The sequence below is a fragment of the Brevundimonas sp. GW821-FHT10A07 genome (genome assembly GCF_059415785.1).
On sequence record NZ_JBWKNX010000005.1, the window covers coordinates 1 to 24,294 of the forward strand.

Annotated in this window: 22 protein-coding genes; 10 read left to right on the forward strand and 12 right to left on the reverse strand. The window is 67.9% G+C overall.

Annotated elements, in window-relative coordinates; genetic code table 11:
• On the reverse strand, nt 1-1,616 hold a 1,616-nt coding region (locus AC07NC_RS05040), incomplete at its 3' end, for a methyl-accepting chemotaxis protein (RefSeq protein ID WP_494568787.1).
• A 681-nt stretch (nt 1,617-2,297) separates the two neighbouring features.
• Between AC07NC_RS05040 and fliQ the strand changes: the two genes are divergently transcribed.
• From fliQ to cckA, 4 genes are all read left to right on the forward strand, one after another.
• On the forward strand, nt 2,298-2,561 hold the full coding sequence (gene fliQ / locus AC07NC_RS05045; protein WP_008258892.1) for a flagellar biosynthesis protein FliQ: 264 nt from the start codon (nt 2,298-2,300) through the stop codon (nt 2,559-2,561).
• Nucleotides 2,561-3,346 carry a flagellar biosynthetic protein FliR gene (gene fliR, locus AC07NC_RS05050; RefSeq protein WP_035308077.1) on the forward strand — a complete coding sequence of 262 codons (786 nt, stop codon included), beginning with the start codon at nt 2,561-2,563 and terminating at the stop codon, nt 3,344-3,346. The genes fliQ and fliR overlap by 1 nt, the downstream gene beginning before the upstream one ends.
• Nucleotides 3,339-4,415: a flagellar biosynthesis protein FlhB gene (gene flhB / locus AC07NC_RS05055; protein ID WP_494568788.1), complete on the forward strand. Its 1,077-nt coding sequence runs from the start codon at nt 3,339-3,341 to the stop codon at nt 4,413-4,415. Before fliR ends, flhB begins: the two co-directional genes overlap by 8 nt.
• A 63-nt stretch (nt 4,416-4,478) precedes the next feature.
• The gene (gene cckA, locus AC07NC_RS05060) at nt 4,479-6,527 is read left to right on the forward strand and encodes a cell cycle histidine kinase CckA (protein ID WP_008264323.1); all 2,049 of its coding nucleotides are present in this window, start codon (nt 4,479-4,481) and stop codon (nt 6,525-6,527) included.
• Between the two features lie 27 nt (nt 6,528-6,554).
• Here the strand turns inward: cckA and AC07NC_RS05065 are convergent, their stop codons facing one another.
• From AC07NC_RS05065 to chpT, 3 genes are all read right to left on the reverse strand, one after another.
• Nucleotides 6,555-7,370: a CheR family methyltransferase gene (locus AC07NC_RS05065; protein WP_494568789.1), complete on the reverse strand. Its 816-nt coding sequence runs from the start codon at nt 7,368-7,370 to the stop codon at nt 6,555-6,557.
• Complete coding sequence (locus AC07NC_RS05070; protein WP_008263303.1) at nt 7,367-7,744, reverse strand: response regulator; 378 nt, start codon at nt 7,742-7,744, stop codon at nt 7,367-7,369. Before AC07NC_RS05070 ends, AC07NC_RS05065 begins: the two co-directional genes overlap by 4 nt.
• Nucleotides 7,745-7,832: 88 nt before the next feature.
• Nucleotides 7,833-8,543, reverse strand: a complete 711-nt coding sequence (gene chpT, locus AC07NC_RS05075; RefSeq protein ID WP_008259610.1) for a histidine phosphotransferase ChpT — start codon at nt 8,541-8,543, stop codon at nt 7,833-7,835.
• A 66-nt stretch (nt 8,544-8,609) separates the two neighbouring features.
• On the opposite strand from chpT, the gene cysQ reads away from it, so the two are divergent.
• On the forward strand, nt 8,610-9,437 hold the full coding sequence (gene cysQ, locus AC07NC_RS05080) for a 3'(2'),5'-bisphosphate nucleotidase CysQ (RefSeq protein ID WP_494568790.1): 828 nt from the start codon (nt 8,610-8,612) through the stop codon (nt 9,435-9,437).
• Nucleotides 9,438-9,446: 9 nt separating this feature from the next.
• Here the strand turns inward: cysQ and AC07NC_RS05085 are convergent, their stop codons facing one another.
• Together AC07NC_RS05085 and AC07NC_RS05090 are read right to left on the reverse strand one after the other, a co-directional pair.
• Nucleotides 9,447-10,670 (reverse strand): hypothetical protein, encoded by a 1,224-nt coding sequence (locus tag AC07NC_RS05085; protein WP_494568791.1) that lies wholly within the window; start codon nt 10,668-10,670, stop codon nt 9,447-9,449.
• 113 nt (nt 10,671-10,783) lie between these two features.
• Entirely contained in the window at nt 10,784-11,122 is a 339-nt protein-coding gene (locus AC07NC_RS05090; protein WP_154726679.1) for a hypothetical protein, read from the reverse strand.
• 197 nt (nt 11,123-11,319) lie between these two features.
• Here AC07NC_RS05090 and AC07NC_RS05095 point away from each other — a divergent pair, with 197 nt between their 5' ends.
• Together AC07NC_RS05095 and AC07NC_RS05100 are read left to right on the forward strand one after the other, a co-directional pair.
• Nucleotides 11,320-12,600, forward strand: coding sequence for a polyhydroxyalkanoate depolymerase (locus AC07NC_RS05095; protein ID WP_494568792.1), 1,281 nt, complete (start codon nt 11,320-11,322; stop codon nt 12,598-12,600).
• Complete coding sequence (locus AC07NC_RS05100; RefSeq protein ID WP_494568793.1) at nt 12,566-13,294, forward strand: M48 family metallopeptidase; 729 nt, start codon at nt 12,566-12,568, stop codon at nt 13,292-13,294. The genes AC07NC_RS05095 and AC07NC_RS05100 overlap by 35 nt, the downstream gene beginning before the upstream one ends.
• A 166-nt stretch (nt 13,295-13,460) precedes the next feature.
• Here AC07NC_RS05100 and AC07NC_RS05105 read toward each other — a convergent pair whose 3' ends face one another.
• Entirely contained in the window at nt 13,461-15,572 is a 2,112-nt protein-coding gene (locus AC07NC_RS05105; RefSeq protein WP_492071636.1) for a transglycosylase domain-containing protein, read from the reverse strand.
• A gap of 106 nt (nt 15,573-15,678) precedes the next feature.
• On the reverse strand, nt 15,679-16,629 hold the full coding sequence (locus AC07NC_RS05110; protein WP_494568794.1) for an alpha/beta fold hydrolase: 951 nt from the start codon (nt 16,627-16,629) through the stop codon (nt 15,679-15,681).
• Nucleotides 16,630-16,738: 109 nt separating this feature from the next.
• Between AC07NC_RS05110 and AC07NC_RS05115 the strand changes: the two genes are divergently transcribed.
• The gene (locus AC07NC_RS05115; protein ID WP_494568795.1) at nt 16,739-17,869 is read left to right on the forward strand and encodes an aromatic ring-hydroxylating oxygenase subunit alpha; all 1,131 of its coding nucleotides are present in this window, start codon (nt 16,739-16,741) and stop codon (nt 17,867-17,869) included.
• Between the two features lie 160 nt (nt 17,870-18,029).
• Here the strand turns inward: AC07NC_RS05115 and AC07NC_RS05120 are convergent, their stop codons facing one another.
• Nucleotides 18,030-19,046, reverse strand: coding sequence for an adenosine kinase (locus AC07NC_RS05120; protein ID WP_494568796.1), 1,017 nt, complete (start codon nt 19,044-19,046; stop codon nt 18,030-18,032).
• Between the two features lie 92 nt (nt 19,047-19,138).
• On the opposite strand from AC07NC_RS05120, the gene AC07NC_RS05125 reads away from it, so the two are divergent.
• Complete coding sequence (locus AC07NC_RS05125; protein ID WP_494568797.1) at nt 19,139-20,011, forward strand: ATP-grasp domain-containing protein; 873 nt, start codon at nt 19,139-19,141, stop codon at nt 20,009-20,011.
• Here the strand turns inward: AC07NC_RS05125 and AC07NC_RS05130 are convergent.
• The gene (locus tag AC07NC_RS05130; RefSeq protein WP_494568798.1) at nt 20,008-21,471 is read right to left on the reverse strand and encodes a methyl-accepting chemotaxis protein; all 1,464 of its coding nucleotides are present in this window, start codon (nt 21,469-21,471) and stop codon (nt 20,008-20,010) included. The genes AC07NC_RS05125 and AC07NC_RS05130 overlap by 4 nt on opposite strands.
• 225 nt (nt 21,472-21,696) lie before the next feature.
• On the opposite strand from AC07NC_RS05130, the gene AC07NC_RS05135 reads away from it, so the two are divergent.
• Nucleotides 21,697-22,143, forward strand: a complete 447-nt coding sequence (locus AC07NC_RS05135) for a MarR family winged helix-turn-helix transcriptional regulator (RefSeq protein ID WP_494568799.1) — start codon at nt 21,697-21,699, stop codon at nt 22,141-22,143.
• Here the strand turns inward: AC07NC_RS05135 and nth are convergent.
• Together nth and AC07NC_RS05145 are read right to left on the reverse strand one after the other, a co-directional pair.
• Nucleotides 22,140-22,895, reverse strand: a complete 756-nt coding sequence (gene nth, locus AC07NC_RS05140) for an endonuclease III (protein WP_494568800.1) — start codon at nt 22,893-22,895, stop codon at nt 22,140-22,142. The two genes, AC07NC_RS05135 and nth, sit on opposite strands and share 4 nt — an antisense overlap.
• Nucleotides 22,892-24,193, reverse strand: coding sequence for a flavin monoamine oxidase family protein (locus AC07NC_RS05145; protein ID WP_494568801.1), 1,302 nt, complete (start codon nt 24,191-24,193; stop codon nt 22,892-22,894). The genes nth and AC07NC_RS05145 overlap by 4 nt, the downstream gene beginning before the upstream one ends.
• Between the last annotated feature and the right edge of the window lie 101 nt (nt 24,194-24,294).

Consider the following 24,294-nt stretch of genomic DNA (forward strand, 5'->3'; position numbering starts at 1 on the left):
GCGCGGGCCTGCTGGGCGTGGACGGCGGGCTTGGACGGCGCAGCCTTGGGCGTCGGGCGGGCCGCCGGCTTGGCCGGAGACTTGAAGGTCGAGACCCGGGCCTGAGCACGGGCAGGGACTCTTTCGGCGTCCGTGCGGAAGAAGGCGATCGAGGTCTGCAGCTCCTCGGCCTGGGCCGCCAGTTCCTCGGAGGTGGCCGACATTTCCTCGGCCGCGCCGGCGTTCTGCTGGATCACCTTGTCCAGCTGCTGGATGGCCTCGTTGATCTGGCTGGCGCCGACGTCCTGCTCGCGGCAGGCGGCGCTGATCTCCGACACCAGTTCGGCGGTCTTGCGGATGTCCGGCACCAGGCGTTGCAGCATCTCGCCGGCTTCCTGGGCCGCCTTGACGGTGTCGCCCGAGACGGCGCCGATCTCGGCGGCGGCCGTCTGGCTGCGTTCGGCCAGCTTGCGCACTTCCGAGGCGACGACGGCGAAGCCCTTGCCGTGCTCCCCGGCCCGGGCGGCCTCGACCGCCGCGTTCAGGGCCAGCAGGTCGGTCTGGCGCGCGATCTCCTGCACGATGCCGATCTTGGCGACGATGGTGCGCATGGCCTCGACCGCGCGATGAACGGCCTCACCGCTGGTTTCCGCGTCCTTGGACGACTGACGCGAGATCTTCTCGGTCTGGGCCGCGTTGTCGGCGTTCTGCTTGATGTTGGCGGCCATCTCTTCCATCGAGGCCGAGGCCTGTTCGGCGGCGGCGGCCTGTTCGGTCGCGCCCTGGCTCATCTGTTCCGACGAAGACGACAGTTCCTGGCTGCCGGCCGAGACATTGTCTGCAGCCGCTAACGCGTCCCCGACTACGCTGCGGAGGCGTTCGATCATCCGGTTAAGGTCGCCCAGCATGTCGCCGATTTCGTCCCGACTGGTGACGACGACCGCCTGGGTCAGATCGCCTTCGGCGACGGCGCGAACGGCCTCAGTGGCGCGGATCAGTCCCTTCCGAACAATCAGTGTGATGCAGACACAACCGAAGACCGCAGCGAATAGAGCGAAGGCGCTGGCGACGATCAGCCCTACACGCGCTTCCTCAAACACCGCATTGGCGCCCTCCTCGGCCTGCGCCATCAGCGCCTTGTCCGTCGCGACGATGTTTTGGGCGGAGTCCTCGATCGCAGAAAGGCTGGCGCGCGCTTCGTTCAACATCAACGCCTTGGCGCCGACGTCATCGCCGGCGAGCGCCAGCCTGTGAATTTCTTCGCTGATCGGCTTGTATTCTGACCAGGCGTTCGCGAGCGAAACCCACTCGGCCTTGGCGTCTGCCGATGCGACCGCCTGGCCTTGAGCCAGCAGGTCTTCCAACATGCCTCGGCCCCGGCCTACCTCTTCGGAAAACTCACGCACCGCTTCAGGGTCGGTGGTCAGGAGCATGCCGCGCTCACGCCTCACATAGCTGCTGAACTCGGTCTGGATGCTCTGGGCCCGGCTCAGTTGAGCGGCCGGTCCGGCGACAACCTCATGGATGGCGGCGTGCAGAGACGAAAGATGACTGAGGGAAACGCCGACTAAAACGGCGATCGCCGCGATCAGCACCCCGAACGTCAGGATCAACTTGGCCTTGATGGTGAAACGCATAGCCTATCTCCCGAAAAATCGATCATGACGAGCGACGGACGCCACTGGCGAGCGTGCACCCTGGTGCAGATTGCAGACAGCCGAACATCCGAGGGCGGTCAGGACGAAAGCCAGCGCCATCTGAATGACGAGCGAGCCATCGACCGGGAAAGTCGACCCTCGGAGGCTCGCAACATCACGAACCTCGACAGCCACATCCACTGGTATGCGTATTCTCATATCTCGTCCCATCCCCACGGCGCGCTAAAACACAACCCGAACGCACCATCCAGGGATATGGTTAAACCGACTTCAAACGCCTGATAGGGAGTTGTACCTATCGATAAGCCTCTAAGATTGGTGGATTTTTTTGATCAACGAAGGTCGAACCGCAGCCCGCCAGCCATGCACTTTCAGGTCGTTCCGCCACAGAATCTCACCCCGCCTGAAATACATCTACGGGTCGCAACACGCAGCAGATCGTGGAATTTCACAGCAAGCCCACGTCCGAATTCCCGCTACGATCCGTCGGACTGACGAGACGGTCCAGGCGGCCCGGAAGCCGGTTCCGGCATTGGGGCGGAGATGGCTCCTATTTGCTTTCTACAGACCGAAAAGGATTGGGGAGGGATCCGGCCATTATCTCCCCGTTAACCATCCTCCCGGCATTTTCTGCCCAGTGATTTGCGGGAGCGTGGGCCGATGAACGGCGCGGAAGTTCTGGATGTAGGGCGCGACGCCATCTGGCTGACGATCCAGCTGTGCCTGCCGGTCCTGCTGGTCGGCCTGGTCGTCGGCGTCGTGATCGGCCTGTTCCAGGCCCTGACGCAGATCCAGGAACAGACCCTGATCTATGCGCCCAAGATCATCGCCATCTTCGTGTCCCTGTTGCTGTTCCTGCCGCTGATGGGCGCCCTGCTGGGCGGGTTCATGCGCCAGATCGCGGCGCGCATCGCGGGCATGTAGTGGAGGCTTACGCCACCGCGGATCAGGTCTGGGCCGGGGGGCTGATCTTCGCCCGCATCGGCGCGATCCTGATGCTGATCCCCGGCTTCGGGGAAACCTATGTGCCGCCGCGCATCCGCCTTTCGCTGGCCCTGCTGATCAGCCTGGCGCTGTGGCCTGTGGTGCGTGACAGCCTGCCGGGCCTGCCCGAGACCCTGGGCGGCATGGCCGGGTGGGTGATCCGCGAGGTGGTGGTCGGCCTGATGATCGGCATGCTGCTGCGCATGTTCCTGACGTCGCTGATGACGGCGGGCGAGATCGTCTCGCTGCAGACCACCCTCAGCTTCGCCCAGACGGCCAATCCGCTACAGGCCCAGCCGGGGTCGACGGTCGGTTCGTTCCTGCTGCTGTTCGGGGTGACGCTGATCTTCGCCACCGACACCCACCACCTGTTCATCGCCGGCATGGTCGGTTCCTACAGTCTGATCGCCCCGGCCAAGCCCCTGATCATGGGGGATTTCACCGAGATGGCGGTGCGAACCCTGGGGGACAGCTTCCTGCTGGGGGTGCAGTTGGCGGCGCCGGTTCTGGTGTTCGCCCTGATCTTCAACCTGGCCTCGGGCCTGATCGCGCGGGTCATGCCGTCGTTCCAGGTCTATTTCGCCGCCGCGCCTCTGAGCGTCATCCTGGGCCTGTCGATCTTCGCGCTCAGCCTGGGCGCCCTGGGCACCGTCTTCATCGACCGCTACCGCCGCCTCGCCGAGGTGTTCGCGGCCGGCGCCTTCGGAGGAGGGGCGGGTGGCTGACGACACCGATCCCGAGTCGAAAACAGAAGACGCCACCCCTCGAAAACTCGAGGACGCCCGCAAGAAGGGCGACGTCGCCAAGTCTCAGGACGTCGGCCAGGTCCTGTCCCTGGCCGGGGCGGCGGCGGTGATCCTGGGCGCCGGGGGCTGGTTCGCGGGGTCGATGGCGCAACAGCTGCTGCCCTTTATCGCGGCCCCTCACCAGATGCTGGGGATGCTGGATTCGGGGGCGGGGGCTCAGATTCTGGCCCAGGCTCTTTGGGCCATGACCCCCTTCCTGGGAGCGGTCATGCTGGCGACCATCATCGGCGGGGCGGGCGGACACCTGGCCCAGTCCGGCCTGATCTTCACCGCCGAAAAGCTGAAGCCGAAATGGTCGTCGGTGAACCCGATGTCGGGGTTCAAGCGCATCTTCGGCCCCGACGGCCTGATGCAGTTCGTCAAGACCTTCCTGAAGCTGATCGCCGTCTGCGTCGTCTGCTGGATGGTGCTGAAACCCCATGTCCGCGAGTTCGAGAACATGGTCACCCTGAGCCCGGCCGCCCTGCTGCCGCTGGCGCGGGACATGGCCCTGGCCCTGTTCGTGGCGGCCATCATCCTGTTGGGGGCGACGGCCGGAGCCGACTTCGTCTGGCAGAAGATGCGCTTCGCCAAGCGGATGCGGATGACCAAGGAGGAACTGAAGGAAGACTACAAACAGTCCGAGGGCGATCCCCACATCAAGGCCAAGCTGAAGCAGATCCGCATGCAGCGCAGCCGCCAGCGGATGATGGCCAATGTGCCCAAGGCCACGGTCATCGTGACCAACCCGACCCACTATTCGGTGGCCCTGCGCTACGAACCCAGCGAGGGCGACGGGGCGCCGGTCTGTGTGGCCAAGGGGGTCGACGCCCTGGCCATGCGGATCCGTGAAGTCGCCAAGGAACATGGCGTGCCGATCGTCGAGAACGTCCCTCTGGCCCGCGCCCTTTACGCCTCGGTCGAGATCGACGCCGTCATTCCCAAGGAACATTTCGAGGCCGCCGCCAAGATCATCGGCTTCGTGTTCCAGTCCCGCAAACGTCGGTAAGACCCCCGTAAGGCTTGGCGCCGGATTTGGGGGTATGATCAGACCACTGATTCGCGAGGCCGCATGAAGCCCAACCGTCGCCTTCCGTTCGACCTGCTCTCCGTTGCGACGGCGTTCGGCGTGGTCGTGGCCGTCGCGGCCCTGGCCTATCCGGCCTTCAAGGCCAATCCGATGTCGGGGCCGGGCATGATCCTGATCGTCACGGCGGGTCTGATCGCCCTGATCGGCCTGTTCGGTTTCCGCCGCGCCGAGACGGTCAAGCCGTCCAGCGACGTGGCCGTGGACATGCTGGACGCCATGGCGGAGCCGGCGGCCCTGGTGTGGGAGACGGGCCAGGTCCTGGCCTTCAACGGCGCCTGGGCCCAGTCCAACGGCACGACCACCGCCCTGCCCCGCGGCAAGTCGGCCCAGGCCCTGTACATGGCCTTCGCCCAGGCGCGTCGGGGCGAGCCGGGCCACGCCATCGTCCAGATCGGCGACCGCGAGGTCGAGGTGGTGATCGGCAAGGCCGGCCCCGACCGGTATCTGATGCGGGTCGCGCCCGAAGCCGTCCTGCCCCTGCCCGTGGCGACGGCCCCGACGAACGGCGCGGCGACGGGCGAATCCCGCGCCATGGCCGCCGGCGCTCCCTTCGGCTCGGCCGTGATCGACGGCCCCGACCTGTTCGCCGGCCGGGCGCAGGAGGCCAACGCCGCCCTGGCCGTGCTGACCGGCCCCAACGCCGCGCGCGACGCCGCCTTCGGCCATCTGTTCGACCCGACGGGCGTGGCCGAGGCGCGGGTCAAGCTGGCGGCCGGGTCGTCCGGCCCCATCGAACTGGTCGCCCGCGCCTATCCCGACAAGATGCTGCACCTCTATGTGGCGCCAGAGGGCGAACAGAAGCGCATCTGGCTGTTCGACGTCTCGGCGCAGAAGTCGATGGAGCTGCAGCTGTCGCAGGCCCAGAAGATGCAGGCCGTGGGCCAGCTGGCCGGCGGCGTGGCCCACGACTTCAACAATCTGCTGACGGCCATCCAGTTGCAGCTGTCGGGCCTGCTGGAGCGGCATCCGGTCGGCGACCCCTCCTACGAGGGGCTGAACGAGATCCGCCAGACCGCCATTCGCGCCGCCGACCTGGTGCGCAAACTGCTGGCCTTCTCGCGCAAGTCCACGGTGCGGCGTGAGCGGCTGGATCTGGGCGAGCTGGTCGGGGAGTTCGCCATCCTGCTGCGGCGCCTGCTGCGCGAGGACGTTCGGCTGGAGACCGACTACGGCCGCGACCTGCCTGTGGTCCTGGCCGACAAGAGCCAGCTCGAGACCGCCGTCATGAATCTGGCCGTCAACGCCCGCGACGCCATGCGCGGCGTGGTCGAGCCGGGCGACGCGGTCGTCACCATCACCACCCGCCGCCTGACCGCCCAGCAGGCGCGCGAGATGGGCTGGCCCGACGCTCCCACCGATGAGGTCGCCCTGATCGAGGTGTCGGACACCGGCCCCGGCGTGCCGCCTGAACTGGTGGACAAGATCTTCGAACCCTTCTTCACCACCAAGGCGGTGAACGAGGGCACGGGCATGGGCCTGGCCACCGTCTACGGCATCGCCCAGCAGGCCGGCGGCCATATCTCGGTCAGCAATATCGAGGGCCCGCACGGCATGAGCATGGGCGCGGCCTTCCGCATCTTCCTGCCGGCCGCCGGCGAGGCGGAACTGGCCGAGGTTCAGCCGGTCGAGGTCAAGGTCAAGGCGCCGCGCGACCTGTCGGGCGCCGGCCGCATCCTGTTCGTCGAGGACGAGGACGCCGTGCGCGGCATCGCCGCCCGCCTGCTGCGCCAGCGCGGCTATGAGGTGATCGAGGCCGCCGACGGCGAGGAGGCCCTGATCCTGGCCGAGGAATACGCGGGCCAGATCGACATGATGATCTCCGACGTCATCATGCCCGGCCTGGACGGCCCGTCCCTGCTGAAGAAGGCGCGCAAATACCTGGGCGACGCCCCGGTCATGTTCATCTCAGGCTATGCCGAAAGCGACTTCTCGGACCTGCTGCAGGACGAGGTCGGGGTCTCCTTCCTGCCCAAGCCTCTGGACATCAAGACCCTGGCGGAACGGGTGAAGCAGGAACTGCACGCGGGCTGAATCCACGTCGCGGTTCAAAGCGGCCGTTCAGGCGGCTCTGCGCGCGGCGGAGGGGGATTTCACATACAGGCCCTTGCGGCCGGTGACGGGGCGGAAGGCGACGGTCTCGCCTTCCAGCCGTTCATCCATGCCCAGAAACAGGCAGCCGTCGTCGACCAGGCGGCGTTCCAGCCCGTCCAGCACGCGGGCGCGGCGCGAGGGCTCCATGTCCCCGAGCACGTAGCGGCAGAAGATGACGTCGAAACGGGCCTCGTCGGTCGGCTCGTCCAGCAGGTTGGCGCGTCCGAAACGGACGGTGTCGGCCAGTTCGGCGCGGACGCACCAGTTGTCCTCGGCCGGCTCGAACCAGCGCAGCATGGTCTTGGCGGTCAGACCGCGCTGGATCTCGAAGCCGGTGTAGAGGCCTGAACGCGCCTTCTCGATCGCACGCTGCGACAGGTCGGTGGCCGTCAGATCCAGCGGAACGCCGATGTCCAGCCCCGCCATGGCGATCGACCAGGCCTCCTGGCCCGTCGAACATCCGGCGGACCAGACCTTGACCCGGCCGTTCGGCCGGGCGCGCGACAGGGCCGGCAGAAGCTCCTTCTCCAGCACGGTGAACGGGGTGCGATCGCGACGGAACCAGGTTTCGGCGTTCAGCAGGGCCTCGATCACAGCCCAGCCCAGGGAGGCGACCGGATTGGCCCAGAGATTCGTCAGCAGGGCCTCGACATTGGCGTAGCCTTCACGACGCGCGATCGGTCCCAGCCGGTGTTCGGCCAGGTGAATGCGATCCCGCGCCAGCCGATAGCCGGCGCGGGTGGCCAATAGCCCCTGAAGCTTGTCGAAGTCCTCGGGTGTCATGCCGCGATCGCGCCGACCTCCATCAGCTTGGACTGAAGAATTTCGCCGTCAAAAGGTTTCATGACATAGTCGTCAGCGCCGGCGGCCAGGGCCTCGGCGATCCGCTCAGGCCGGGTTTCGATGGTGCAGAACAACACCTTCGGAACCTCTCCTCCGGGCGAGGCGCGCAGGCGGCGCAAGAAGGTCAGCCCGTCCATCACCGGCATGTTCCAGTCGATCAGCAGCACGTCGGGCATGACGCCTGAGCAATAGGCCAGGGCCTCGGCGCCGTCCGCCGCCTCGTCGACCTCGTAACCGAGGCCCTCTACGATCCGGCGGGCGACCTTGCGAATGATCCGGCTGTCATCGACGATGAGGCAGGTTTTGAAATCCAAGACGGGCTCCCCGGCGCCGGACCTTCAGCAGAAGTCACGCGTCGTAGCAGCATCGCCCGATTCCAGTTAACGAGTCGTTGGGAAAGCCTCACACGGGCATTCGCGCGACCAGGACGACGCGGCCGTCCTCGACCGTCACATGCAGCGAGCCGCCGGCCTCGACCACGGTCAGCCACAGCCAGTAGGGCTGGATCCACTGCCCCGCCAGCCCTTCGATCAGGCGCTCGCCGGCCAGGCCCGTGACCGCTTCCGGCTTCAGCCGGGCGCGGGCGCCCTCGGCGAATCCCTCGATGAACAGGAAGCCGTTCTCGACGCGCGACTGGATCACCGCATCGCCCCCCATAGGCAGGGCGCCGACGGTGAGATAGGCCAGATTGGTCAGGGCGCGCGCCTGGGGCTTGGAAAACTCGCCCTCGTGGATGCGCCAGTCCAGCGAGGCGCGCCCGCCCTCGGTCAGACCCGTGACCAGAGACTGAAGCTCGCGTGCGGTGAACCGTTCGCTGGTCGTCGCCGCGCCGAAGGCGACGCGGGCGAAATGGACCAGGGCGACCATCTTGCGGGCGCTCTGTTCGATCAGGGACAGGGCGTCCTCGCGCATGTCCTGGGCCGAAGGATCGCGCATGAGATCCAGGCCCGAGACGATCGCGCCCGACGGGCTGATGAAGTCGTGGCACAGTTTGGCGGCGACATAGGTGGCCAGTTCGATTCCGTCGACAGGCAGGTCCAGCGGGGCTTTGGCGGCGTCGGTCGAATTCATGGAGGCCAGCATACTCTCGTCGGCGTTCAGGTCACAGTTCATGTCGTGCGCGAAGCTGACGTGATTTGCCGGTTCATGGAACCGCCGCAATGGTCTATCGAGCCCATAATGACGACCTCCCCCACGAACACCCTGGCCCTCGACCTGGAGTCCGGCGCCCTGGCCCTGGCCATCGCCGAGATCGCCGAAGACGCCGCGCGCCTGATCCTGCCCTACTGGCGCAATAACACCGCCGTCGAGACCAAGTCGGACGACAGTCCCGTCACCCAGGCCGACCGCGCCGCGGAGGCCCTGATCCTCGAACGGCTGGCCGCCCTCTATCCCGGCGTCCAGACGGTGGCCGAAGAAGCGGTGGCCGCGAACGGCGCCCCGGCCTCGGCCGAGGACTGGTTCTGGCTGATCGACCCGCTGGACGGCACCAAGGGGTTCGTGCGCGGCGGCGAGGCCTTCACCGTCAACATCGCCCTGATGCACGCGGGCTATCCCGTCGCGGGCGTGGTCACGGCTCCGGCGAAGGCCACGACCTGGCGCACGGACACGCCGGGCGGCGGCGCCTTCCGTCGCCAATACGGCGAGCAGCAGGAGGGCGAGGCCCACGCCGGCGCCGAATGGCGGCCGATCAAGGTCCGCGACCGCCCGCAGGAGGGCATGGCCCTGCTGAGCCACAGCGTCACCGATGAAGAGGCCGCGCGTCTGGCCGCCCGCCACGGCTGCACCCGCTGGCAGGGCACGGATTCCTCGCTGAAATTCTGCCTGATCGCCGAGGGCCGCTTCGACGCCTATCCGCGCTCCGGCCCGACCTCGGAATGGGATACGGCGGCCGGTCAGGCCGTGCTGGAAGCCGCCGGCGGCCGCGTTCTGGCCGACGACGGCCAGCGCCTGGCCTACGGCAAGCCCCAGTTCCTCAACGGACCCTTCGTCGCCATGGGCGGCTGAGGCTTAGATCTAAAGCCCCGCCTTCCACAGCAGCATCCCGGCCCGGTCGGCCAGGGCCGGCACGCCCAGTTCGCGCGCGGTCAGGACGGCTTCGTTCAGGATCAGGTGCAGGTGGGCGGGCGCAGGGCCGCCCAGGCGATGACGGGCCAGGGCCAGTTCGGCCAGACCGATCTGGTCGGCGGCCCAGTCCAGCGGCGCAGCGGCGGCGAGCCGGTCGCGCAGGCGGGCCTCCATCAGCTCCAGCCCCGTCAGGTCGCGCACAGCCTCGGCCAGAGCGATCTCGCGCGATACGCGGCGTTCGCGCACCAGGGCGCCGATGATCAGGCCGCGGCCCTGGGTCAGGGCCTCGGCCTGGTTCAACAGCATCAGGGGCGTGGCGTCGTCGCCGGCGCGCAGCACCTGAATGACGGCCCAGTCCAGCGGGCTGTGGTCGGGCGTGAACTGATCGGCGGCGGCGTCGAACATCATCCGTCCCTGGGCCAGGGCCTCGGCATGATCGGCGACGGAGGCCAGGGCCGAAAGACCCGCGCCGCACAGGGCCAGGGCGCGAGCGCGCGTCAGGGGGCGATAGTCGGGCGAGGCGTTCTCGACCAGGGCGCCGAGATCGCGTCCGGCCTGGTCCAGCAGGCGGGCGTCCCGCTTGATCACCCCGGTCTCCAGCGCCAGTCCCGCCCGATCCAGCCGCAGTTCGACGTCGTTCGCCCCCGCCTCATGCAGGGCCAGGTCCATCAGGGCGGCGGCGTCCATCAGGGCGGCGGGATCGCCGGACAGACGGGCCTTGCGTGTCTTGAGCCGGGCATGGATCGAGGACAGCTCGCCTGCGGCATGGGACCGACGCGGCCGCCCGGCGGCGTCGAGCGCAGCCAGGGCGCGATCCAGGTGAATCGGATCGCCGCACAGATCGAAGCGCAGCATCAGGGCCTGGGCCTTGTCGATCGCGGCCCGCGCCGCCCGATCCTCGCCCACGGCGGCGCGCACCAGGCTGTCGGCGCAACGGTCGGCGCGGTCCAGGCTGTCGACGGCGCCGCTGCGGCGGGCGTGTTCGCGCCACAGGGCGGCGGCGCGACTCTCGGTCTCGAACGGGCGGGCGCAGGAGACGCGACCGGCGTCGGTGGTTTCGCGCCGCGCCTCAGCCGCCAGCAGATCGACGCCGATCAGCTCGACCCAGCCCAGATCCTCGCTCTCGCGGGCCTGGGCGAACAGCTTGCGAAGGTCTCGGCCGAACTCGAACATGCGATGGACGCCTCTAAATCCCGCTTCGGGACGACCGGTGCGTCCCCCTGGGGTTCCAATGCAAACGCGACGCCGCCAAGGGGGTTCAGCCTGGCCTTAAGGATGATTTTTCGTCAATTCAGATCGGGGGTTTTCTGGCGACAGCGCTGCAAGGCGGCGCGGGCCTCGGAGGCGTCGGCGTTCAGCCGACGCACGGCCTCGATCCGGGCGCGGGTCTGGTCGGCCTCGGCCGCGCGCGAGGGCTTGCCGGCGGCGGTCGCGGCCTGCATGGCCGCGAGCGACCAGAACAGGGCGGCGTCGTACAGCCGCCTGCCCTCCGCGCTTTCGCCGCCTTCCAGTTCGGACGCGGCCTGGGTCAGGCCGGCGCAGCGCACCGCCTCCTCGTAGGAGACGAGGCCGACGTTCGGCGCGTGCTGAAGCAGCAGACTGGCGATGGTCAGCAGGACCAACATGGGAAGGCTCCATAGACATCCCCCCGGACATCGCCGACATCAGATCACGTTCCGACGACGGGGAGAAGATCGAACCCGGGCGGGAATTGGACAGGATTGCGAATAACTGCCGCGCTGAGCTCAAACCCTGTATGCTGCTATGCAGCAAACGGCCGGAACCCGGTTTTCGGTCTCGGCAAGACCCGCAATGGATCGTCATGCTCTACGCCTTTCATGAACTCGCCTATCAGTCGGCCCTGCCGTTTCGGGTCGGCGCCCAGATGGCCCGGCGCTTCTGGACCTCGCCGTTCAATCCGGCGGCGGACACGGCGGTCGGACGCACCGCCTACGCCTCGGCCGAACTGTTCGAGAGCGTCACACGTCGCTACGGCAAACCGGACTGGAAGCTGGAAACCATCGAGATCGCCGGCAAGCCGGTGCGCACCGTCGAACAGGTGATCTGGCAGAGCCCCTGGTGCCGCCTGGTCCGGTTCGCCCGCAATATCGGCGACCTGAAACGGGCCGGAAAGCCGGCCTCCGGCCCCGCCGTCCTGGTCGTCGCGCCCCTGTCGGGCCACTACGCCACCCTGCTGCGCGGCACGGTCGAGGCCTTTCTTCAGGACCACGACGTCTATGTCACCGACTGGATCAACGCCCGCCAGGTGCCGGTGCTGGAAGGCCGGTTCGATTTCTTCGACTATATCGACCACGTCCGGCGGATGCTTGCCGAGATCGGCGGCCGGGCCCATGTGGTCGGGGTCTGCCAGCCCGGCCCGCCCGTTCTGGCGGCCTGCGCGATCATGGCCGAGGACGGCGACGAGAACCGCCCCCTCTCCATGACCTTCATGGGCTCGCCCATCGACGCCCGGCTGTCGCCGACCGTGACCAACCAGCTGGCGGAGGAAAAGCCCTTCACCTGGTTCCGGTCGAACATGATCCACACCGTGCCCCTGCCCTATGCGGGGTTCGGGCGGCGGGTCTATCCGGGCTTCGTCCAGCTCTACAGCTTCATGTCGATGAACGAAGAGCGCCATCGCGACGCCCACTGGGACTATTTCAACAGCCTGATCGACGGCGACGGCGACGGGGTCGAGAAGCACGAGGAATTCTACGACGAATATCTGTCGGTGCTGGATCTGACCGAGGAATTCTATCTCCAGACCATCGACATCGTCTTCCAGCAGCATCTGCTGGCGCGCGGCCTGCTGGAGCATCGCGGGCGCAAGGTCGATCTGACCAAGATCACCGACATCGGCCTGATGACGGTCGAGGGCGAGAAGGACGACATCTCCGGCGTCGGCCAGACCCAGGCGGCCCACGGCCTGTGCCCCAACATCCCCGAGGACCGACGGGTGCTGTACGTCCAACCGAACGTGGGCCATTACGGCGTCTTCAACGGTCGTCGCTTCCGTGACGAGATCTATCCCCGCGTCCGCGATTTCATCGCCCAGAACGAGGCCCTCGGTGGCGTATCGCAACGGTCAGCGTCTGCCGCTTGACGGCGGGGGCTTGGGCTCCGGTTCCGGCCCCACACTGAGACTGTCGGTCAATCCCCGCGCCCGGCGTCTGTCGGTGCGGATCGATGCGCGCGCGGGCGAGGCGGTGGTGATCGCCCCGACCGAGCGCGGCCTGGCCCAGGCCGTGGCCTTCGCCCGTTCGAAAGGCGTCTGGATCTCCGAACGCCTGGCGGTGCGGCCCAAGGGCCGACCGCTGGAGCCCGGCCAGGTCATCTCATTGCGCGGCCGCCCGGTCCGCCTGGAGGCGACGCCCGGCGCCGGCGCAGCCCGCCTGGTCGAAGACGGAACCGTCATCCGCTCGGGCGGCGAGGGCGAGGCCTACGCCCGCCGGGTCGAGAACCTGCTGAAGCGCGAGGCGCGCAGCACGCTGTTGGAACGCACCGACCATCATCTGCGCGCCCTGGGCCAGGCGCCGGTCACGGTCTCCATCGCCGACACCCGATCCCGCTGGGGCTCGTGCAGCCCGCACAACCGCACCATCCGCTATTCCTGGCGCGTCATCATGGCCCCGCCGCCGGTCATCGACTATCTGGCCGCCCACGAGGTCGCCCACCTGGTCCACGCCGACCACAGCCCGGCCTACTGGTCGGTCGTCGAACGCCTGGTCGGCGACCACAAGCCCTGGCGCAAATGGCTGAAGGACTACGGCGCGGCCCTGCACGCCGTGGGGCGGTAGAACCCACTCCTCCCCCCTTGGGGGAGGTGGATCGGCGCGTAGCGCCGAGACGGAGGGGGCAAGAGAGCGCCGCTAAGGCGGCGCCTCCACAAACGGCGGGCCTGTGTCGCCCCCCTCCACCCCCGCGCGAAGAGCGCGGCGGTCCCCCTCCCCCAACGGGGGAGGATCAGAAGAACAACGGGTCGCTTCGCTTCTCGGCCGGCAAACGGCCTTCGAGCTGTTGGTCCGGCGTGTCGCGCGGGGCGGGCTGGGGCGAGGTGGGGCGAACGACCGGCGGTCTCGACGCCGGTTGAGACGGTTGCTGGGCCGGCTCTTCCACATAGGGGTCGCCCAGGCTCGGATCGACCGGCTCGACCGGGGCTCCACCTTCGTCCAGACCGCCCTGGCCCAGACCCGACATCAGATCGCCGACGGGATCCGGCGCAGTCCAGCCCTCGGGCATGGGCGGGCCGTCCGGGATGCGCGGCGCGTTCAGGCGCGGGAGGGCCGCCTCCATGAAACCCTTCCAGATGGCGGCGGGCGACGAGCCGCCGGTCACGCCGCGCATGGCGGTGTTGTCGTCCTTGCCCACCCAGACGGCGGTGACGAAGCCGCCGGTGTAGCCGACGAACCAGGCGTCCTTGTAGTCCGAGGTCGTGCCCGACTTGCCCGCCAGATCGCGCCCGGCGATGGCCGCGCTGCGCCCGGTGCCCGAGGTCATGACCCCGCGCAACATCTGGTTCATGTAGTACAGCGACGGATTGTTGATCGCCTGGCCGCTCTGGCCGCTGGCCCGCTGATAGATGACCCGGCCCTGGGGGGTGCGGATACGGCTGATGCCATAGGCCTCGACCCGGCGGCCGCCGTTGGCGAAGGCGTCATAGGCGGTGGCCATCTCCAGCGGCGACACCTCAACGGCGCCGAGCGCCATGGCCGGCTCCAGACCGATGCGGCTCTCGATGCCCAGGCGCCGCGCGGCGCGGGCCACGCTGTCGCGTCCGATCTGGTCGGCGACATAGGCCGCCACCGTATTGGTCGACTGGGCCACGGCCTGGGCCAGGGTCATGTTTCCGCTGAAGGTGTTGGAATAGTTCTTGGGCGACCAGTTGCCGATGGTGATCGGCTGATCGACCACCGGGGTCTGGGGCGTATAGCCGGCCTCGACCGCCGCCAGATAGACGAAGGGCTTGAAGGCCGAGCCCGCCTGGCGACGCGCCTCGACGGCGCGGTTGAACTGGCTGTCGGCATAGGAGCCGCCGCCGATCATGGCCCGCACCCGGCCGTCGCCGTCCAGGGCGACCAGGGCCGCCTGTTCGACGCCCTTGCGCTCGTCACGGTCCAGAATGCGGCGCACCGACCGTTCGGCGGCCGTCTGCAGCGTCAGGTCCAGGGTGGTCTCGACCACCATGTCCTCGGTCGGTTCGCCGACCAGGCCGCGGATCGACTGGTCCAGCCAGTCGATGAAATACTGGGCGTGCTGGGTCGCCAGGGTGCGCGACACGATGATCGGCTGGGTCACGGCCTCCTCGCGCTGGGCGGCGGTGATGACCCCGGCCTCTTCCATCTCGTTCAGCACGACGGTGGCGCGGGTGGCGGCCCGCTCGCTTTCGGACACGGGCGAATAACGCGACGGGGCCTTCAGCAGCCCGGCCAGAAGCGCGGCCTCGCCGACGGTCAAATCCTTGGCCGACTTGTCGAAATAGCGTTGCGACGCCGCCTCGATCCCATAGGCGCCGGCGCCGAAATAGACCCGGTTCAGATACAGGGCCAGGATCTCCTTCTTGGAGAATTTCATCTCCAGCCAGACCGCCAGCATCAGCTCCTGCACCTTGCGGCGCAGGTTCTGGTCGGGCGTCAGGAACAGGTTCTTGGCCAGTTGCTGCGTCAGGGTCGAACCGCCCTGCACCACCCGGCCGGCGCGCATATTGGTCGCTGCCGCCCGCATCATGCCGATGGGGTCGAAACCGGGGTGGTGATAGAAGCGCCGGTCCTCGATGGCGATGAAGGCGGCCGGCACATAGTCGGGCAGGGAGTCCAGGTCGGCGGGCGGCGCCATCTGGGTGCCCCGGGTGGCGATCAGGGCGCCGTTGCGGTCCAGATAGGTGATCGAGGGCTGACGATCGACATTATACAGGCTGGACGTGTCGGGCAGGCCGCGCGCGAACACGGCGAAGAAGACCACCAGGAAGATCAGTCCCCAGACGGCCAGCACCGCGCCCCAGTAGAGCGCCTGTTGCAGCCGCGTGCGAGCCGGCTTTGCGCCGCCCTGCTGCCCGCCCCCGAACCCTGGACCCGCCATGACTTTCCTTCAGATGCCGCGCTCAGCGGGATTAAGCTCTACGGACATGTATCGCGTATGAACCGCCGCCGAAACGGCCCCGTCGATATCACGCGACCGTGAGCGGCTATTTCGCCGAAAGAAAGGCGTCCAGTTCGCCGTAGAAGGCCTGGGGCTGGTCCAGCATGATGAAATGGGCGCTGTCGTCGATCCGTTTCAGGGTCACGCCGGGCAGGTTGGCGAAGCTGCTGCGGAAAATCTGATCGGTAATCTCGGGCGTCATGCGCGGATCGTTGAACTTGACGTACATCACCTCGGTCGGGGCGACGATACCGGACAATTCAGGCCTCAGATCTGTCACGATCAGTTCGCGGAAGGCGGCGGCCGAGACCTTCTGATCGCTCGTGCGGCTGTCTTCCAGAGGGCCGGCCCGCAAACCTTCGGTCGCGATCATGCCCGTGAGCGACACTGTCGCGCGCTGGTCGTACTCTGCGCGGGAAACACTGGCCATGCCGGCGTAGACCTGATCGGCCATCGTGGTGATCGCCTCGTTCGAAGCGCCAGGCGGCGCGAACATCGCGCCCATGAAGGGGATCATGTCCACCACCATCAGCTTGCCGACGCTGTCGGGATGACGCGCGGCCAGCATCAGGCCGATGGTCCCGCCCATCGAATGGCCGACCACGGCAGGCTTCTCCAGCCCCTGTTCGGCGATATAGCGGGCGATCTCCTCGGCGACCGGGGCCGCCACCGGGGTCGGCGTCGCGCCCGTCTGGGCGTTGCCCTCAGCCGGGGCCCCCGCGAAGCCCTGGATATGGATCCGGTGCACTCTCCACCCGGCGCCGAGATGATCGACCGTGCCCTGCCAGACTTCGGGCGAGGAACTGAGACCGGGGATCAGGATGATGTCGCGACCGCCCGCTTCGCCGTCCACCCGGACATGGATGCGGTCGGAGGTGAAATCCGCGTGATGATGGCCGTGCGCATGGCCCCTGTCGGGATGGGCCCCGTGCCCGTCCTGAGCCTGGACGGCGGTGGCGGCGAACAGCATGGCGGCGAAACCTAAGGCGCGAAACATGATGAAACTCCCCTGCAAGGCGACCCTTATGCCGCCTTCACTTTGTTATGTAAAGTTCTCTATCGGCTCCATAGGGACAGACCCCGCGTCCCTCTGTTAGAAGGCGCTCATGAAGCCTGTAGACGCTCCCCCCGTCCAGTCCCCTCAAGCCGAAGCCGCCCCCTCAAAGGCGGGCGCCCAGCCCTTCGGCAAGGGATTCGTCGCCGACGCCTGGTACTTCGTCGCCCTGTCCCGCGACGTCGCTCCGGCCGGCTTGAAACGCTACGAGATCATGGGCGAGCCCGTCCTGGTCGGCCGCACACGCGCGGGCGCCGTCTATGCGATGCGCGACATCTGCCCCCACCGCGCCGCGCCCCTGTCAGCCGGGAAACTGGTCGAAAAGCCCGGCGAGGGCGAGACCATCGAATGCCCCTATCACGGCTGGCGCTTCCGCCCCGACGGGGTCTGCGCCGCCATTCCGTCCCTGGTCGAGGACCAGGCGTTCGAGGCCAATCGCATCAAGGTGCGCGCCTTTCCGGTGCGCGAGAGCCAGGGCATGGTCTTCGTCTGGATGGCGTCCGACGCCCGCAATCCGATGGAGCCGGACCACGCGCCCCCCGTCTTCCCGGGCGTGGTCGGATCAGGCCCGAAACTGGTCGAGGCCATGGAGTTCGACAGCCATATCGACCACGCCGTCGTCGGCCTGATGGACCCCGCCCACGGCCCCTATGTCCACCAGCAATGGTGGTGGCGGTCCGAACATTCGATGCACGAAAAGACCAAGGCCTTCGTCCCCGCTGATTTCGGCTGGGCCATGGTGCGTCACGCCCCCTCGTCCAACAGCCGGCTCTACAGGATCCTGGGCGGCGCCCCTGCGACGGAGATCACCTTCCGCCTGCCCGGCTATCGCTGGGAGCATATCCAGGTCGGTGAAAAACAGGTCCTGGCCCTGACCTGCCTGACCCCGATCAGCGAGACCAGGACCCGGATCACCCAGATCTTCTGGTCGGACCACTGGGTCTTCGACCTGGCCAAGCCCTTCCTGCGGATGGGGGTGGTCGCCTTCCTGAAACAGGACGGCGGCATGGTGAACCTGCAGAACGAAGGCCTGCGCTACGACCCCGCCCTGATCTGGATCGACGACGCCGACAAACAGGCCAAATGGTACCAGCAGTTGAAGCGCGAATGGGCCAGGAGCCGGGCTGAGGGGCGGGAGTTCGTCAACCCGATCCAGCCGACGACGCTGCGGTGGAAGAGCTGAATCCGCTTCCTTCTCCCCTTGCGGGAGAAGGTGGCCCGAAGGGCCGGATGAGGGGTTGTTAGATGTTGGGTCGGACAGGGTCGTCGTGCATCCGCCGACCCCTCATCCGACCTCGCTGCGCTCGGCCACCTTCTCCCGCAAGGGGAGAAGGAAGAATCGTTTACAGCCTCAACCCGGCTTCACCGGCCAGATCGGCCAGTTTCACCATCGGCCGCGGACCCCAGTGGGCGATGACTTCGGACGCCGCCAGCGAGCCCAGCTTGCCGGCCTCTTCCAGCGTCAGGCCGCGCGCGACGCCCAGCAGGAAGCCGGCGGCGTACTGGTCGCCGGCGCCCGTGGTGTCGATCACCTTGGCGACCGGATAGGCGGCGACCGTCACCCGCTCGTCGCCGGCGATCACCACCGAGCCGTGCTCGCCGCGCGTCACGGCGGCGATCTCGACGATGGCGGCCAGTTTCGCGGCGGCGGCGTCAAAATCTTCGGTTTCGAACAGGGCGGCCAGTTCGGCTTCGTTGGCCAGGACGATGTCGGCCGACTGTTCGATGAAGCTCAGCAGTTCGGCGCGCCAGCGGGCGACGACGAAGGTGTCCGACAGGGTGATGGCGACCTTGCGACCGGCCTTGTGCGCGGCGGCGGCGGCGCGTTCGAAGGCCGCGCGGGCCGGGGCCGGGTCGAACAGATAGCCTTCCAGATAGACGATCTGGCTGGCGCCGATCAGGGCCTCGTCGATGTCGTCGGCGTACAGCTGGTTGGCGGCGCCCAGGAAGGTCGCCATGGTGCGCGCGCCGTCGGACAGGACGTTGATCAGGCAACGGCCGGTGCCGAAGCCGTTGTCCGCTCCGCTGCTCAGGACCGGGGTGTCGAAATGGACGCCGGCGGCGCGGATGTCGTGGCTGAACACCTCGCCCAGGACATCATCGGCCACCTTGCCGATATAGGCCGCCCGGCCGCCGAACGAGCCGACGCCCGCCACGGTGTTGCCGGCCGATCCGCCCGAGGCCTCGACCCCCGGCGCCATGGCGTCATACAGGGCGGCGCTGCGTTCGGCGTCGACCAGCTGCATCGAGTTGGGGGCCAGGTCCTGGGCCGTCAGGAAGGCGGCGTCACAGGGGCTGAGCACGTCGACGATGGCGTTGCCGACAGCGCAGACGTCATATTGGGCGGTGTTCTGGGTCATGGTCGCGCCTTAGCGGTTGAAGGCCCGCACGTCACCCGAAAACATATAAGGAAGCCCTTATATGCGTCAGCGGGTTGCGATACGGAGGCGTCATGACCCAGATCGCTGTCCTGACCCCCGATCCGACCGACACATCCTACATCGGCCGCTGGCCCGAGGTGCTGACACGGCTGACGACGACGCTGGAAGGGACCGGCGCGACGGTTACGGCGACGCCCTGGACCGATCATATCGAGGACGCCTCGGCTCTGGCCGCCTATGACCTGATCCTGCCGGTCATCGCCTGGGGGTATCACCGCGACCACGCCCGCTGGCTGAAGGCCTGCGCGACCTGGACCGAAGCGGGCCTGCCGGTCGCCAATCCGGCCTCGGTGCTGGGCTGGAATTCGGACAAGACCTATCTGGCGCGACTGGCCGACAAGGGCGTGCCCATTCCGCCGACGCGGTGGAGCGAGGCGATCACTCAGGACCAGGTGGATGCGGCCTTTGCGGAAACCGGCGCCCCGGTACTGATCGTCAAGCCGACCGTCTCGGCCGGCGCCTTCCGCACCCTGCGTCTCACGCCCGGCCAAGCTCTGACCGATGCGCCGGAAGGCCCGGCGATGATCCAGCCCTATCTGAAATCCATCGAGACCGACGGCGAGACATCGCTGCTCTTCTTCGGCGGCCGGTTCAGTCATGCGGTCAACAAGCGGCCGGTTCCCGGCGACTTCCGCATCCAGATGCAGTTCGGCGGCCTCTACACGGCCGTGACGCCCGACGCGGCGGCCATGGCCCTGGCCGAACGCGTGCTGGCCGCCATTGACGACCCCCTGCTCTACGCCCGCATCGATCTGGCGCGCGATAACGCCGGGCGCTGGGTGCTGATGGAGGCGGAACTGATCGAGCCCGACTTCTATCTGGACCATGATCCGGCCGACGGCGCTGGGTTCGCCCGCGCCGTCGGCGAACGGCTGGGCGGCTAGAAGCCCGCCTGACGCGAGCGGGCCGGCGCCCGGTCGGCCGCAAAGGCCGCGATCCGGGCGTGGGCGTCACGAATCGGGGCCGGGGCGCGGTCGGCGCCGTCCTCGCTGACCTGGAACCGCCCGACCAGTTGCGTCAGGTCCGTCGCCTCGCGGCTCAGGCTCAGGCTGGCGGCGGTCGATTCCTCGACCATCGCGGCGTTTTGCTGGGTGACCTGGTCCATCTCGTTCACGGCCGTATTGACCTCGGCCAGGGCCAGGGCCTGTTCCTGGGTCGAGGCGCGGATCTCGCCCATCAGATGGGTGATGTCGTTGATGCGCACGGCGATGGCCGACAGGGCCTCGCCGGATTCGCGGACCAGCACGACCCCGCTCTTGACCTGAGTGCTGCTGGTCGAGATCAGGGTCTTGATCTCCCGCGCCGAGTCCGCCGACCGCTGGGCCAGGGCCCGAACTTCGGAGGCCACCACGGCAAAGCCGCGACCGGCTTCGCCCGCGCGCGCCGCCTCGACCCCGGCGTTCAGGGCCAGAAGGTTGGTCTGGAAGGCGATTTCATCGATGACGCCGATGATCTGGCCGATCTGATCGGAGGATTTCTCGATCTCGCCCATGGCTGTGATGGCGCGCTGGACGACGGCGCCGCCTGTCTCGGCCTGGGTGCGGGTCTGACCCACGACCACATCCGCAGCCTGAGCGTTCTCAGCCGCCTTGCGGACGGTGGCGGTGATCTCGTCCAGGGCGGCGGCGGTCTGCTCCAGACCGGCGGCCTGACGTTCGGTGCGACGCGACAGATCCTCGGCTGCGCTGCTGATTTCATTGGCGCCCGACTGCATGGACCCCGCGTTGCCGCGGATGACGGCGACCGCCTCATCCAGGGCCGCCATGGCGCGGTTGAAGTCCTCACGCAGAATGGCGTAGTCGCCGGGGAAGGCCTCGCCGATCCGATACGACAGGTCGCCGGCCGCCATGGCCGACAGGCCGCGCCCCGTGGCCTGGACGACGGAAGCCTGAACTTCGGCCGCCACGCGATCAGCCTCGGCGCGGCGCTCGCGCTCGACCTCCGCCGCCGTGACGTCGGTGGCGAACTTGACGACCTTGTAGGGTTTTCCGTCAGCGCCGAAGATCGGGTTGTAACTGGCCTCGATCACTGCACGGGCGCCGCCCTTGCCGTAGCGGATGAACTTTTCGGCGATGAACTCGCCCGCGTTCAGCCGACGCCAGAATTCCGTGTAGGCGGGCTTGGCGGCCTCGGCAGGGTCCATCAGCATGCGGTGATGGCGGCCCTTAACCTCGGCCAGCTCATAGCCGATCACCGCGAGGAAGTTCGGATTGGCCGTGATGATGGTGCCGTCCAGCTCGAACTCGATCACGGCCTGCGACCGCTGAACCGCCGCCATCATGCTGCGCAGCTCAGCGGTCTCCGCCGCATCGGGGGAGGGGCGGGGCTGGAAGAAGGATTTCATGACGGACGTTCTACGCGAGCAGTTGATGTTCTGAAGCGTGACATCAATTCGTTACGACGCGGCGCCCATGTATTTAGCCTCGACAAGCATCCAAATAGTGCATCCACTCGTATTCGGAATAAGCGCGGCAAATCACGATAGGCGATCATTCAACCCTGAATATCGCAATCCAAGGACCTGCCATTGTTACAGTTGCTTTCTACAACATTATCGCCCCGTCAAGTTTTGCAACTGAAAATCGCTTTCGCCATCACCTTGGCGGCCCGGCGTTTCCAGACCGCAGCCGCCGAAGCCCGGCAGGCCTGCGGCCAGGAGGCGGCGCGGACCAGTCTGCTCTACTTCCTGGAGGAATCTCCCAAAGGCCTGACCCAGACGGAACTGGCGAGCCGTCTGGAGATCTCCGGCCCCAGCCTGACCCGGCAACTCGACAAGCTCGAGAGGCTGGGCTTCGTCAGCCGGCGCCGCATGATCGGAGACGGCCGGGTGCGTCTGATCATGATCGAGCCGGCCGGACGCGAAGCCTTGCTGGAGCTGGACGTCCACGCCTCCGAAATGCGCGACCGCATATTCGTGGATATTCCACAGGCGGATCTGGAAACAGCCCAGCGCGTGCTGGACACGCTGGCGGCGCGTCTGGCCGTCCATCCAGGCCTGGCCGCGAAACCGTCCTAGCCCGCCTCGCCCAGCGCCATCAGCCCCGCCCGCGACGGGCACAGGTCGGCGATGACGCAAGACAGGCATTTGGGTTTGCGCGCCGTGCAGGTGTAGCGTCCGTGCAGGATCAGCCAGTGGTGCGCCTTGGGCAGCCACTGCTCCGGCACGACCTTGAACAGCTGGGCCTCCACCTTGTCGGGCGTGCCCGCATTGGCCAGGCCCAGCCGGTGCGAGACGCGGAAGACATGGGTGTCCACCGCGATGGCGGCCTCGATCCCCAGTTCGTTCAGCACCACCGACGCCGTCTTTCGCCCCACGCTCGGCAGGGCCTGCAGATCGGCCCGGTTCAGCGGAACCTCGCCGCCGTGTTGCTCCAGCACCAGGCGGGACAGGGCGATCACATTGCGGGCCTTGCCGCGATACAGGCCGATGGAGGCGATGTAGTGGATCAGCCCCTCCTCCCCCAGGGCCAGCATCTTCTGCGGCGTGTCCGCCACCCGGAACAGCCGCTCGGTCGCCTTGTTGACCGACACGTCCGTCGCCTGGGCCGACAGGGCCACGGCGACCACCAGGGTGAAGGGGTTGGAGAAGTTCAGCTCGGTCTTCGGCTCGGGCATGACGCTGGACAGACGCTCGAAAATGGCCTCGACCCGGTCCTCGTCCGGCGGCCAGCGCAGCACCGGAACGGACGCGCCGGTCATGACCGCCGGGCGTTTCGGACCGGGGATCTTGGACTTGGCGACAGGTTTTCGGGCCTTGGGCGGCGTCATGCCTCGCTGTCGCCGTCGTCGCGACGCGGGTCAAGACCCAGGCTGGTCAGGGCCGCATCCGCCGCCCGTTCGCCCTCCATCCAGGCGCCGTGGGCCGTGCCGTAATAGACCGGGGCCGTGGCTTCGCCCGCCAGGAAGATCCGATCCTCGACCGCCGTCCGCAACTTCGCCCGATCCCCCGCATGGCCCGGCAGGGCGTGGGAATAGGCGCCGCGCGACCAGGGATCGACGCCCCAGTTCGACACGGCGACGGCCTCCAGCCGCCGCCGCAGGCTCGACCCCAGGGCCGCCACCAGTTCGGACACGGCGAAATCGACCAGGGCGGCGGGGCCTTCCGCCTCCAGGCCCCAGGCCAGTCCTGCGCCGAAATAGGCCTCGATCATCGGCCGCCCGAACGGCCGCAGATGATAGCCGCCGGTCTCGGCCGTGTCGGTCCGGGTCCATAACTGGGTGTCGGGCTGGAAGTCCCCCGCCCCCCGCACCGTCATATGCACCTTGGACGCCAGCCCCAGGGGCACGCCCGCCGTCGCCTCCAGCCAGGCCGGAACGGGCGGATCGATCCGCACCGCCTCGGTGGCGATCAGACTGTTGGGAACCGTCAGGATCACGACCCGCGCCGTCAGCTCGCCCCGGCTGGTCTCCAGCCGCAGCAGGGGGCCGGATCGGTCGATCCGGCGCACGGCGCAGTCGCGCACCACCGCGTCAGCCACCGCCTCGCCCAGACGGGCGATCAACCGGCCATAGCCCTCGCGCACCCGCCAGTTCACCCCGGTGTCGCCATAGGCGTCGTAATCCAGACTGGACACCTCGGCGAACCGCGCCCCGTTCAGGGCGCCCGAAATGGCGTCCATCCGGGCGTTCCAGCGACAGTCCGGCTCGAAGAAGTCGGACGCGGGCCGGTCTTCGCCCCGCCCGGCCGCTTCCGTCACACGCTGGTCGAAGGCGGCGAAGGCTTCGCCGAACTCGGCCAGATCGGCCCGCGCGACCTCGTGGTCGAAGGCCTGGGTCCGCCACGGCGGCGGCGTCTGGTCCAGCGTCAGCCCCTCGGCCTCGACCCGCCCGGCCAGGACATTGTCGTCGGCCGAGTGCATCCAGCCGCAGCCCATGTCCAGACCCTCGCCCTCGACCCGCGCCGTCCAGGCGCGCCCGCCGATCCGGTCGCGGGCTTCCAGCACCAGAACCGACAGGCCGGGCCGCATCAGCCGGCGTGCGGCGGCGATCCCGGCCGCGCCCGCGCCGATCACGACGACATCGACCTGGGACGGCAGCGGATTGGAGGCTCGGGCGCGGTCGCTCATGGGCCGAGGACATACACGAAAAGAGGCTTTGATCGGCCTCTTCGCGATTGGACATTGATTTTTGGACGGCGACGTCCATTTTAGCCCCGCTTCAAAACGCC

What these genes read in the sequence shown, in the direction of transcription:
- AC07NC_RS05110 (WP_494568794.1), bottom strand. Translation starts at nt 16,629, where the DNA reads ATGTTTCGCGCCTTAGGTTTCGCCGCCATGCTGTTCGCCGCCACCGCC.
- AC07NC_RS05105 (WP_492071636.1), bottom strand. Translation starts at nt 15,572, where the DNA reads ATGGCGGGTCCAGGGTTCGGGGGCGGGCAGCAGGGCGGCGCAAAGCCG.
- cckA (WP_008264323.1), top strand. Translation starts at nt 4,479, where the DNA reads ATGAAGCCCAACCGTCGCCTTCCGTTCGACCTGCTCTCCGTTGCGACG.
- AC07NC_RS05145 (WP_494568801.1), bottom strand. Translation starts at nt 24,193, where the DNA reads ATGAGCGACCGCGCCCGAGCCTCCAATCCGCTGCCGTCCCAGGTCGAT.
- AC07NC_RS05090 (WP_154726679.1), bottom strand. Translation starts at nt 11,122, where the DNA reads ATGTTGGTCCTGCTGACCATCGCCAGTCTGCTGCTTCAGCACGCGCCG.
- AC07NC_RS05065 (WP_494568789.1), bottom strand. Translation starts at nt 7,370, where the DNA reads ATGACACCCGAGGACTTCGACAAGCTTCAGGGGCTATTGGCCACCCGC.
- cysQ (WP_494568790.1), top strand. Translation starts at nt 8,610, where the DNA reads ATGACGACCTCCCCCACGAACACCCTGGCCCTCGACCTGGAGTCCGGC.
- AC07NC_RS05120 (WP_494568796.1), bottom strand. Translation starts at nt 19,046, where the DNA reads ATGACCCAGAACACCGCCCAATATGACGTCTGCGCTGTCGGCAACGCC.
- chpT (WP_008259610.1), bottom strand. Translation starts at nt 8,543, where the DNA reads ATGAACTGTGACCTGAACGCCGACGAGAGTATGCTGGCCTCCATGAAT.
- AC07NC_RS05115 (WP_494568795.1), top strand. Translation starts at nt 16,739, where the DNA reads ATGAAGCCTGTAGACGCTCCCCCCGTCCAGTCCCCTCAAGCCGAAGCC.
- AC07NC_RS05125 (WP_494568797.1), top strand. Translation starts at nt 19,139, where the DNA reads ATGACCCAGATCGCTGTCCTGACCCCCGATCCGACCGACACATCCTAC.
- nth (WP_494568800.1), bottom strand. Translation starts at nt 22,895, where the DNA reads ATGACGCCGCCCAAGGCCCGAAAACCTGTCGCCAAGTCCAAGATCCCC.
- AC07NC_RS05095 (WP_494568792.1), top strand. Translation starts at nt 11,320, where the DNA reads ATGCTCTACGCCTTTCATGAACTCGCCTATCAGTCGGCCCTGCCGTTT.
- AC07NC_RS05130 (WP_494568798.1), bottom strand. Translation starts at nt 21,471, where the DNA reads ATGAAATCCTTCTTCCAGCCCCGCCCCTCCCCCGATGCGGCGGAGACC.
- AC07NC_RS05085 (WP_494568791.1), bottom strand. Translation starts at nt 10,670, where the DNA reads ATGTTCGAGTTCGGCCGAGACCTTCGCAAGCTGTTCGCCCAGGCCCGC.
- fliQ (WP_008258892.1), top strand. Translation starts at nt 2,298, where the DNA reads ATGAACGGCGCGGAAGTTCTGGATGTAGGGCGCGACGCCATCTGGCTG.